The 11,853-nt window shown below is 44.4% G+C and carries 11 protein-coding genes; 5 read left to right on the top strand and 6 right to left on the bottom strand.

Annotated features, from left to right (window positions below; all coding sequences use genetic code 11):
* Positions 1-226: hypothetical protein (locus Q5866_RS11365; protein WP_303180313.1), on the top strand; the 226-nt coding region annotated here is incomplete at its 5' end.
* Between the two features lie 81 nt (positions 227-307).
* On the opposite strand, the gene Q5866_RS11370 is transcribed toward Q5866_RS11365, so the two are convergent.
* Positions 308-619, bottom strand: coding sequence for a hypothetical protein (locus Q5866_RS11370; protein ID WP_099290444.1), 312 nt, complete (start codon positions 617-619; stop codon positions 308-310).
* 96 nt (positions 620-715) lie between these two features.
* On the bottom strand, positions 716-1,099 hold the full coding sequence (locus Q5866_RS11375) for a hypothetical protein (RefSeq protein WP_303180314.1): 384 nt from the start codon (positions 1,097-1,099) through the stop codon (positions 716-718).
* 94 nt (positions 1,100-1,193) lie between these two features.
* On the opposite strand from Q5866_RS11375, the gene Q5866_RS11380 reads away from it, so the two are divergent.
* Positions 1,194-2,219, top strand: a complete 1,026-nt coding sequence (locus Q5866_RS11380; RefSeq protein ID WP_303180316.1) for an AraC family transcriptional regulator — start codon at positions 1,194-1,196, stop codon at positions 2,217-2,219.
* 93 nt (positions 2,220-2,312) lie between these two features.
* Here the strand turns inward: Q5866_RS11380 and Q5866_RS11385 are convergent, their stop codons facing one another.
* From Q5866_RS11385 to Q5866_RS11400, 4 genes are all read right to left on the bottom strand, one after another.
* The gene (locus Q5866_RS11385; RefSeq protein ID WP_303180317.1) at positions 2,313-3,926 is read right to left on the bottom strand and encodes a PKD-like family lipoprotein; all 1,614 of its coding nucleotides are present in this window, start codon (positions 3,924-3,926) and stop codon (positions 2,313-2,315) included.
* A gap of 17 nt (positions 3,927-3,943) precedes the next feature.
* Positions 3,944-4,777 (bottom strand): DUF4843 domain-containing protein, encoded by an 834-nt coding sequence (locus Q5866_RS11390; RefSeq protein WP_303180319.1) that lies wholly within the window; start codon positions 4,775-4,777, stop codon positions 3,944-3,946.
* Between the two features lie 12 nt (positions 4,778-4,789).
* The gene (locus Q5866_RS11395; RefSeq protein ID WP_303180321.1) at positions 4,790-6,160 is read right to left on the bottom strand and encodes a RagB/SusD family nutrient uptake outer membrane protein; all 1,371 of its coding nucleotides are present in this window, start codon (positions 6,158-6,160) and stop codon (positions 4,790-4,792) included.
* A 117-nt stretch (positions 6,161-6,277) separates the two neighbouring features.
* Positions 6,278-9,388, bottom strand: coding sequence for a SusC/RagA family TonB-linked outer membrane protein (locus tag Q5866_RS11400; RefSeq protein ID WP_303180322.1), 3,111 nt, complete (start codon positions 9,386-9,388; stop codon positions 6,278-6,280).
* A 361-nt stretch (positions 9,389-9,749) separates the two neighbouring features.
* Between Q5866_RS11400 and Q5866_RS11405 the strand changes: the two genes are divergently transcribed.
* From Q5866_RS11405 to Q5866_RS11415, 3 genes are all read left to right on the top strand, one after another.
* Positions 9,750-9,902 carry a helix-turn-helix domain-containing protein gene (locus tag Q5866_RS11405; RefSeq protein WP_303180383.1) on the top strand — a complete coding sequence of 51 codons (153 nt, stop codon included), beginning with the start codon at positions 9,750-9,752 and terminating at the stop codon, positions 9,900-9,902.
* 357 nt (positions 9,903-10,259) lie between these two features.
* Positions 10,260-10,520: a helix-turn-helix domain-containing protein gene (locus tag Q5866_RS11410; protein ID WP_303180323.1), complete on the top strand. Its 261-nt coding sequence runs from the start codon at positions 10,260-10,262 to the stop codon at positions 10,518-10,520.
* Positions 10,521-10,749: 229 nt separating this feature from the next.
* Positions 10,750-11,721 (top strand): restriction endonuclease, encoded by a 972-nt coding sequence (locus tag Q5866_RS11415; protein WP_303180324.1) that lies wholly within the window; start codon positions 10,750-10,752, stop codon positions 11,719-11,721.
* Positions 11,722-11,853: the final 132 nt, after the last annotated feature.

The following is an 11,853-nucleotide window of genomic DNA, read 5'->3' on the forward strand; positions in this document are numbered from 1 at the left end:
AGAGCAAAGGACTGAAAATCCTTGTGTCCCCGGTTCGATTCCTGGTGGCACCACAGAAAGAGAAAGAGTTACAAAAGTGACTCTCTTTTCTTTTATCCTTATTTTGTGCGATTTTCAATGGTTTTGTCAACCAATTTGTCAACCGAAATATCAACCTATTTTTTGCCGCACCCACCTCAATAACAAGACTTTATTAAAAAAGGACAATCGAAAAATCCATGAATGAAAGTTTGTTTCAATTACTGATTTTCCGATTGCCCCTTGTTTAAACCATGTTTAAACCGGAAACTAACCTAAGATTCCTACTTTAATCCCAAGAAGTAATCTCTCTCACTAAAAGAGGGTGATCCGACGAATTTTTCACGTTCACGATAATTTTCATCTGCTCGAAAAAACGCCTTATCTTCTCGTCAATTCCGGAAACATAAATCATCTTTATCCCGCATTCCGCGAGCCATTGGACGAAATAATTCACGTTCCAGTTTTTCACCTCTCTGTTTTTTATAGAAACAACCTTATCATCCTCTGTCGTAATCGTTGACACCTTTATCGCTTTTCCTTCTATATTTCCACTAAGGTGGCAAAGTTGGTTATCTTCTAAAAACAATGCTGCTTTCATTCTTTCCTTTTAATAAATTGTATATGTTATGTTATAAAAATCACACCACTCTATACGGATAAAGGAGCAAAAAGGTTTATTCTTTACACGTTAATCTCATTTATCATTTGGCGTGAAAAGTATATAATTACAGGCAGAAATTATAGTTATTAATAATCCCCAAGCAAACGGATTGTCAACCATAAAAACAACAGACACGATTCCATTGATAAGCACAAAAATACTTATCAACAAAATCGGGTAAGCAAGAAACGTATGTGTTACATTCTTGGGGAGTAATAGCAACAATAACCACCCACTCAAAACAAGGGAAGCCCCACACATCAAACTCATATATATCACGCTATTAAAATCACTTCTCGACAAGCACTCCAAGCCGTCTTGTACAAGTGGCGTGAATGTCGCAATCTCGTGTATAACTCCCAAACAGACTATCATGATGGATAAAATCTTACTCGCAGGTACCAATTCTATTTTCATATTTCAAGTTTAAAAAATGATAGAACAAATGTATATCGTATATCATTTGCATTATTGACAATAAAGCCATAATTTTGTCCAAAAGCGACAAAGCATGTATATATCGGCAGGTTTATTGAATATACTCATCAAGCAATTTCAAACGCCCACAGCGGAATTTTCCAAGTTATTCGCACAAAGAAAGTTTAACCAAGATACATTGCTAAACCCGACAACAAAAATTGACGCGAACATACTGGGATTATACTTGGAACACGTGGTAAAACAAAGCGGCAATAACAGAATAGGCTTAGAAACAGGATTTTTATTACCCTTTGTCTTAATCGGCAGTATGTACAATATTTATAACCGCAGTAAAAATGTCCGGGAGATTTTCGAGAATCCCGCACCTCTCGACCTCACGGCTAATGATATTCTAACCTACACGAACAGGGAGGACAACGATTATTTCTTTTTTGAAATATCAATGAATCGTGAATTCGCTCAACTATACCCGATAGCTTCCAGGCAATGGATGGAGATGCAATACGGCATTTCGCTTCAATACGCGTATAGTTTCACGGGAAGATATTTATATCCCTCGCGGGCTCACTCGATATACCCCAAGGAAGGCACGATTGACAAACTCGAAGAGTTTCTATATTGCCCGATAGAGTTTAATCAAGACAAACTATCTCTCGCTTTCAAGCGTTCGGTACTGGATTTACCCATCATTACAGGAAACAAATCATTATATCCCGTCTTCGAGGACTACATGCACGAGATAAAACAAATGGATACGGAGCAAAGCAATAGTTTGGCAAGAACAGTTCGCCGCTATCTCATGCATAACCTTTCAAATACCGATTTATCTTTCAAACGCGTGGCAGAAAAATTCAACATGAGTGAAAGAAACATGCAACGCAAATTAAAATCGGAAAGCACATCATACCAACAGATATTAAATAACCTACGAATGGATTTAGCCCAAGAATATATCAGGGAAAAAGTACCTTTCACAGAGATTGCTTTTTTACTAGGATTCGAGAGTCAAAGTGCATTCAACAAATTCTTTCATAAACAATTTCATACCACCCCCGGTCTTTACTCCGCCTCTTCCGTGTCCAGACAGAACGGATGACCTTCGGGGTCAAGCATCGTTCTGGAAGTTCTGAAAAACAGAGAGGGGAACGCACACGTTCCCCCCTCCCGAGCATAATAATCACCACGTCACCTATCGACGCTCACGATACACGACATCTTTTATTCGCGCGAAACCGTCATATTCCACCCGTTTCGTCACGGTATTATTCACCCCGTCAACCGGATAGAATCCTAACTTGCCCCCGTTATTATCCGGGGCATCCGTGTTATAGGAAGCAACCATCAGTTCATATTGCCGAGCCATAAACTCTTCGGACTGATTGTTCAACTGACCTAAAGAACATTGGCGATACAGGTTGAATTTCAACATCGTCACCACTTCACGCTCCCCCAAAGCAATCGTACTCATCGGGTAAGTCGTGTTTGTTCCCAAGTTATGCAAATACACCTTATTCCCCACGGCATAAAACATATACGGGAATTGGGAATGAAAAGCGAAAGCCGTTGCCTTATCAAAATCGGGAGCATCCATATTCTCGTACTTGACTTCCTGCACGAAACCGTTACCGGACATATTAATCCCGTAAACGCGACGCCTTCCCCCGCCATCTTGCAAGACCGCGTACACCAATCCGTTAGAATAACGGGTACTCTCCATATGTACCAACTCCATGCCCGTCTTGAAACTGAACAAGCCGTTTTCCGGATCAGGCAACGGGGTTAAAGTCTGCATCGCATCATCATCACTGTAATTGTATTTCCACCCCACGAACCTCCGGTTATCCGTGTCATACAGCAAAGCTGTCGATGCGTTCCCCGGACGAGCCATACTCACGCCGACACACGGGGCAACCCTGTATTCCGGTGCTTTTCCCCGTTCAGAAGTATTCACGGGATACTCGAAAGCTGCCCCGGCAGAACCCAGCACTTGCGCGTAAGCATTCCCTGCATCCGTCACGCAAAAGCAAGCCAAGGCTCCCGCCGTACTGCTGTTATTCACCGACGTGTAGCACACGACACGCTCATCCGCGGGAGGAATGATAAAATCAATATTATTGATATCCCACGAAACATCCGTCTTGAAGGTTTCCCGATCCAACTTATACGTGCCCTCACCCGTCATCACGTAGATCACGTCATTAGGACTCGCGAAAAGATTCGGGTAAAAACCGATACCTCTGGCATGCTTCAAATCCGGCAATCCCAACGGCGCCAACAAGTCATAAGCCGGGATAATCCGTTCCGCGGAAATAACCGAAATCATATCCATCCGCACACGTTCTTCCTCCCCCTCGTCACAAAGCACCATCCACCCCTCGTAGGTCGGGGACGACACCTTTATGTCGAAAGTAGCGGAAGCCTGTATTCCCGAACGCTTGTCCGTCACGGTAAACCACCCGATATACGTGTCCGCCACGAAAGCCGCCAACGTATCCAACTCCAGTGTTTTCGAGGGATTCAAATCCACCCATCTCTGCCCGGACACCATGACGCCCCCGGACTTTTTCTCGATCCTGTAACCGAATTCGAAATTAGTGTTATCCGCCCCGATCTCCCCTTCCAGCGAAGAAACGATCTTCGGTTTCACGACAATATGATCGGAATTTCCCAACACCTCAACCACCTCCGGGATATTCTCGATAGTTATTTCCGCCACCTCGTGGTACTCGTAATTTCCCTTATCGTCAAAACAAGCACAAAGGGAAAAAGCAAACAAAAACAATATAATACGATTCATTTTCATAACATCATTTTTTAATATTATTCATACCGGGAATAATCCACCGCGTAGGAAGGAGCAAGCTGCATATACTTCCCGTCCGAATCCGATACCGGAGTTCCGGCATCCGCTTGTTCCTGCAAATACTTCTGCACGGTCATGGCAAAAAAACTAAAACGACCGTACTGCACCTTAGCCCCGGCATACCCCGCGTTACTCCAATCTGCGGGAGTCAAACCGCAAGCCGCATTAACAACCAGATACTTCTTGGGAGTCCAGTCCCCGAAAAAGCTCCCCCCGAACATCGACCAGTAACTCGGTTCCGTGTACATCTCGCTCAACGAGAAAGCGAACACATCCCCGTGAATCATCTCACCCGTCGCCGTATAAGCACTCGTGTTCTTGTACTCCGGGAAATAACACTTGAAATACTCGTTATCCTCCAAGCGAAGAGCCAAACGCACCGTTCTCTCCATCAAATCATCCGTGCGGTAAAAACGCACCCGCACGGATGCCGTACTGGCTCCTGCCGGAACCACCACCGTATCCAGATCCAACTCGTAATGCTTTCCCTCCACGGCTGTCGTTCCCGCCTCGTCTACCACCACTTTGAAAGGACGGTCATAATCCGCCACCTTTCCCATCGTCCGCACGGTAGCCGCAAGCATCACGCTCTTTACCGAGGCTTGCGCCGACACGAACGAATAAGAAAGCGAATCCGCGTAAAACTCCGTGGTACTGCCGTAAATATAACTCGTCACCCGTTGGAAATAAATTCCGGCATCATCCGTGGTAAAAAACGGGATATCCTGCTTCTCGCAAGCGCTCAAAATAAAACACAATCCCGCACCCCATAATATATTTTTCCATTTCATAATCTTATCCTTTTAACGATTAGCAATTTCACCGGAAGGCATTGGCAGCACGTAACGTTCCTCCCTTGCCCCGTAAGTACTGGTATCATACCCGTTTTCGTCACTGTTTATATTAATATACAAACGCTTGTACATGAAAAAGATTTGTCCTTCCCCTATAAACTCCCGCAAATACTCTCCCCGCAACCGTTTCATGAAATCATCTTCCGAAACCGCCGTCAAATTCGGCAATCCCCTCCGCGCACGGGCTTGATTCAGCCACTCGTACCGTTCCGCCAACACGGGCTCACATTCCGCCGCGATATAATACACCTCACTCAAACGAATCAATGACATGAAAACAGCATAGAAATACTCCGTTTCCGTCGTCCCGCTAGGCTGGTCGATTCCCTTGTACTTGATAAGCACGTGTCCGCTCTCTCCCACCCCGGAAGCAATCTGCCACCACGTCTGGAAACGGTAATCCTGTGTTTCTCCCGCGAAAAGACTCGTGTTCACGAAATCTTTCCGGGGATGCAGGTAATTATTCCCTGCTTGTTCCGCGCTGAAATAACCGGTATAAATATCCTTCCTGTCTTTCTTGTAAATACCCGCCAGCACCTCCGTCGAGAACACCCGGTCGGGATTCGTCTGGTTTGCCAAAAGCTTGTTCGGGTCTACCGCGGGAAAATGTTCATCCACCCTCTTGTCCGTCAGTAACTTTCGGGCAGCAGCCAAAGCATTCGCCTGTTCTCCCGCGTACAAGTACACCCTTGCCTTCAACGCCTGAACGGCATAATAATTCATCCGCAACTGGCGATAACGCGAATACACGTCTTGCTCTTCCTCGAGGGAAGCCATAGGCCCCTCCGCGATAACCGGATCACTATCCGCCAACAAACCCTCCGCCTCGTCCAAATCCCGCAAAATCTTCTCGTGAATCACCGAATCGGCAGGCAACAACGGCAAGGCTACCACTTTCGACGACTCGTTATAAGGGATTGATTCCGCTTGCGGTTGGAGCTTATAGACCGGACCGAACAAACGCAACATATCAAAATGCAAAAAGGCTCGCACGGCAAGCATCTCCCCTTTCAGCACCCGCGATTCCACCGTCGACAACACCCCCTCGCTCTTGTCGATATTCTCCAGTACCACGTTACAATTCAATATCGTGTTATAAGCCGCCGTCCACGTGTTCGACAACTCCGTTTCCACCGAATTATCCGTGTAAGCAAACGTGCTCAACGCCGTCAAATACGTGTTCACCGACAGCGGCTGATAACGTTTCGATATCACATCCACCAACTCGTAAGAAAGATTCTTCCCGTAAAGAGCCGCGGACGCCATCTTATTGTAAATTCCGTTCACCGCTGTATAATACCCGCCTCTCGTGGCGAACAACTATTTCTCCGATTGCTTGTCCTTGGGTTGCACGTCCAGAAAATCGGCACACCCGACACTGCACGCCAACATCAACCCGCTCCAAATTATATTTCGTAATCTCATACTCATCTGTTATTAAAAATTAAACGAAAGTCCTGCCTCCATACTTCTCGCGAAGGGATACGCTATACCCCTCTCCGACCGAATCGTCGATGCCCGGAACACGTCACGCGCGGATGCCTGTATCTTCAAGCTACTCAACCCGAGCTTCTTGATCCACCCGTCATAGAACTCGTATCCCACGTAAACCGATTCCAGTGTCAACACGTTCTCCTTCTGCACGAAACGGGAAGACATCGGGGTACTCTCCGCGCTGGCGATATCCTTGAAACGCACCATATCCCCCACTTCCTGCCAACGCTCGTACAGCGCACGCTTGTCTTGATTCCGGTTCAAGGCACTCCTCGAGATATTCTCCACCTTGCTGTACAACGCCTCGTTGAACACGTCCGCCCCCATCTGGTAACGGAAATTCAGACTCACCGACAAACCTTTCCAGTTCAACGAGGTACCAAGCACCCCCTCCACGTCGGGACGGGTATTCCCGCAAATCACCTCGTCGTCATAGGAAAAATCATAAGTATAACTGCCATCCTTGGCATAAAACAACTCTTTCCCGTTCGAGGGATCAATCCCCGCGGACTTCACCGCCCAAATATCATCCGGGTCTGCCCCGTCATAATACCTCACCGTGTTCGCCCCCTTTCCACTGGCGTTCAACGTGGAAAGCTTATTCCCGATCTTGTCAATCTTGCTCTTCTGCGTCCTCACGTTAGCCCGAATCATCCACGAGAAGCGTTCCGCGAAATTCTGGAAAATATAGTACGACACCGAAGCCGTCAAACCTTGCGACACCTGCTCCCCGGCATTCGTCATGTACGTCGGCGTACCGGAAGAAAGCGGGGTACTCACCTTAATCAATAGCGGGTCTGTCACCTTGTAATAATAATCCGCCGTCAGGGAAAATCGCTTGTTGAACAACGTCACGTCCAACCCGATATTCTTGTCCACGGTAATCTGCCACTCCAAATCCGGGTTCCCGACCTGTGACAACACGGCTCCCAGCCCGAAATAGTTCATCGCCCCGTATTGAAACGAGTACGTCAGCAACGACTGTGCCGAATCAAAACTCTGGTTCCCCGGGTTTCCGATCGACGCCCTCAACTTCAACAAGTCTATCCATCCCACGTGATTCATGATAAACTTCTCCTTGTGCAAATTCCATCCCAGTCCCACCGACCACGTCGTGTTATACTTCCGGGAGGTACCGAAAACCGACGACCCGCTCGTGCGCAAACTGAAATCCATCAAATAGCGGTCGTCAAAAGAATACCCCGTGTTGAAATACCCGTTCACCGAGCGGGACACGGACTCGTAATAAGTGGGCGTTCCGTTTTCGGGGTAACCGTTCGAGAACGAAGGATAAGAAAAATCACCCTCCGGGAACCCTTGCGCCGAATACCCTTGCGTGAGCGACTTATTGCTAAAAACATTTCCACCCGCCACCAGATTCACCCGGTGTTTTCCCAACAACTTCGCGTAAGTAACACTCAATTCCCCCTCCACCTGATTCGTCCGGGTATTTGCCGAGCGGTATTCCCCCTTCTTGATGGCCTCCACGTCCTCGTACCGGGTATCATTCCGGGAATAAAACTTCTCCGTGTCGTCATTCCCGTAAGTAATCCCCAACCGGGCACGCACCCGCCACTCCGCCGTGGGGAAATATTCCGCCATGAAATAATTACTCAACGAGAGGTTCTTCCCTTCGTCCCGGCTATTCTGACTGGCGTTCCATAACGGGTTTGATGCCTTAAAGAAATCATTTTTCTCCAACCATTTATCCACCGTCCCCGAATCATTATACTTCTTGTAATAAGGATTCGCCGCCGCGTACTCGCTGAAAGCCACGATTGGGTTCTTGTAGTCGGTCGATGTCAACGAGAACTTATTCGAGAACTGGAATTTCGACACCCGGTAAATCAAATCGATATTACCGCTGATCACACTCCGGTCGGACTTTTCCATCACACCGGATATTCCGTTATATCCCGCTCCCAGCCCGAACAGGAAATTCCCTTCACCCCCTTGCACGTAAAGGGAATGTTTTTGGTTTACCCCCACCCGCAAAGGCTCAGCCAACCAATAGGTATCCACGCCACTCTCGATAGCCCTCAATTTCTCGTTATACAACTCGTTCATCTCCACCTCGCTTACCGCCGACCAAGATGCGGGTTCATACCTTCCCGCCAATCGTTCGAACTCCAACTTCTCCCTAGCGTTCATCAAATTATAACTCGACAAATCCGGCATCGACAGATTCATGTTCCCGTTATAACTTACCTGCAATTTCCCCGCTTCCGGCTTCACGGTTTCCACCACGATCACCCCGTTTGCCGCCTTCGACCCGTAAATGGCTGTCGAAGCCGCATCTTTCAGAATCGTGATCGACGCCACCCGGTTAATATCCAAGTCATTAATTGCCGCCAACGTCGACTCGAAACCGTCCAGTATAAAAAGCGGCTGATTCGGGTCGGCATCCAATTCATCCCTCAACCCCAACATACTCGACTTCCCCCGAATCTCCATGTTCGGCAACCTGTTCGGGTCTGAGCCGAACTGGTTATCCTCGATAATCGCGAAAGCCGGGTCTAACGTCTTCAGGCTTTGCAGCACATTCTGCGTTCCCATCGTCTTCAATTCTGCTGCCGAGTACGTGGACGCCGATCCCGTGAAACTCTCCTTCTTGCGGGTAAAGATTCCCGTCACCACCACGTCCGCCAGTTCCACCTCGTCCGCCTGCATCACGATCGAAAGTTCCTTCCTCACCTCCCCACTCTTTAACCGTGGCAACTTCACGCTCACCGTCTTCATCCCGATAAAAGAAACCACTAGAGTAGCCGTGTCCGCGGGCAGTAACAACTTGAACTTTCCATCCACATCCGTGGCTGTCCCCACCAGCGTCCCCGCCAAACGTACCGTGACTCCCGGCAAAGGCACACCTTTATCATTCGTCACTTTCCCCTTTACCTCCTTACTCTCCACGCCGGTTGAATCCCTCCCCCCGGCATTAGCCAACAGCGGGAATCCCAACAGCAAAACCATAAATAACCGGATAATCACGATTACCGCCATCTTCCGAGGTAGTAACTTTCGCTTAAAAACTTTCCTGTCATAAGTTTTTTTCATAACTTTGATTGTTAATTAATTAATAAAATTGATTTACACAAGGGGGTGATATTCAACGTTTCTCAGGCATAGAATACACCCTCTATTTTATTTTTCCGTTTGCACGATAGCAACATTCCATTCAAGAAGAATCTTTTAATCTACAATCATTCATAATTTCGTAATTTTTTTTCATTTCATTTGTTATTAGTTACATTATTATTTGCTTTATCTCTCGCTCGCCTCTATCATATAAGATAGAGCACTTATCACATTATATCCTTTTCTTTGTTATTATCATTTATGATAGGATAACATGAACGAAAAAAATCTAATTCTAAAAATTGGTCAAAAAATAAAGGAAATAAGACTTTCCAAATCTATGACACTGGATGATCTCGCCGCCGCATCCAACATGGATAACTCTAACGTTGCCAGACTGGAATCTGGTAATACCAATCCAACCATACGAACTCTTTATAAGATCAGCCAAGGACTAAAAATCAAATTGAAAGAGTTAGTTGATGTTGAATAGCCGACCTCCTTGTTCACGAACTCAATTATTTCCATTTTTTCCATAGGCACTCCTATTAAAATAGGCAGGAAAAGAAACGGTTCCGCCTGTCCCGTTGCATAACACCTCAAGGGCTGTGGGTGCATTAACACTCCATCACGGGGGTACGGAACCGCCGTATGGAGATAACAAGCATAAAAAATGCCTGCTATGCTGTGGCATGATTCCCCGCCCTTGAGTATGTTATGCATCACAAATATATAAACATTTTCACAAAAAACAAACACATTATTCCTTTATAGCTAAGAACAAGAAAATAGGCGCTGTAATCCCTATTCATTTTTCAAGCATAACATTTCCTTTATAAAATTCAGAACCATGAAAACTACATTAAATATTTACACTACCGAGAAGGTAAAGCAAATTAGAAAAGAAAAGAAATTTACACGTGAACAAGTAGATATTCAACTTAGTTTTTCTTCTGGAGCAAATTATATTTCACACATCGAAAATGGTACAGATAAATCTTACAATCTATACCATTCAAATGAACTCGCTAAAATTTTCAATTGTGACATCGCCAATTTCTTCCCTCCTCCCCAAGAAGCCAACAGTTTATTAGGAATATCGAGATACTAAAGAAAAAATGAGAAAAAGAAATAAGAGCCTTTTCTGCAAATAATAATTATTCTCCAAAAGATAAGAAAATAGCTATTTACGGGGAAAAAGTATTTTTTAGGTGTTTACCTTACCTAAAAACATTCCTTCCCAACAAAAAAAATGAAGTGAAATAAATTAACAAGTTTATAAATTTATATCTTTGTAGGGTTAATCTGAAAAATTTGAAATATTAATTTAGTATCTAATCATGAAAACCTTTTTTTCTGAAAAAGGTTCCCCAAAAAAAGAAACTCCTATGTCTATACCAAAACATGATGAAATAAGGCTACCTGCATTACAATTATTAGAAAATAGCGGAGAACTTAAAACAAAAGATTTTATACAACCACTATCACAATATTTTAATCTCTCAGATGAAGACATTAACCAAATGTATCCATCAGGAAATGGTTATATATTCTACGATCGGATTACTTGGGCATTAAGTTATCTTTATATGGCAAAACTGGTTGATAAACCCAAACGAGGTACCTATAAAATTACTTCAACAGGTAAAGACATTCTCAAAAAACCTGCCCAAATTAACGAGTATATCACTACAACTTTAAAAACTAAAAAAAAGAAACAAACAACTTCAGAACAACTTATGATAGAAAATACAGATGATAATCTTACCCCCCAAGAAAGATTAAGCAGTTCGTATGAAACTATCAAAGAAACACGATACAAAGAAATCCTAGAGATTACACTAAGTAAAAAACCTATTGAATTCGAACGCCTTGTTGTAAAACTTCTTCAACAAATGGGGTATGGTGGCGAAATAAAGGATGCCGGAGAAGTCACCAAAATTTCAAATGATGGAGGCATAGATGGAATTATTAAGGAAGATGTACTCGGCTTTGGACGAATTCATATCCAAGCTAAAAGATACAAAATAGATATACCCGTCTCTCGAGAAGATGTTCAAAAATTTGTTGGGGCATTAGCCGTAGCACAATCAAACAAGGGTGTTTTTATTACCACATCTTACTTTTCAAAAGGTGCCATTGAATATGTAAAAAACCTAAACGGAACAAATAACATAGTATTAATTGATGGGAAAAAATTAGCTGAATATATTTATAATTTTGGCTTAGGCATGCAAACAGAACAAATCATAGAATTAAAAAAATTAGACACTGATTTCTGGGATTCAATGCAAGATGATATTATTTCATAATAACAAAAGCTCACATTCAATAATAGGATTTCTAATGCAATTCAAGTTCTGTTGAAATGTGAAAAGTGCCTATCAAGCAGGTATACCTACCTTAGGTTTTGAAGAGCATCACAGATACATAAACATTTTTGC

The sequence above is a fragment of the uncultured Butyricimonas sp. genome, from assembly GCF_959596855.1.
GTDB classification, from domain to species: Bacteria; Bacteroidota; Bacteroidia; order Bacteroidales; family Marinifilaceae; genus Butyricimonas; species Butyricimonas muris.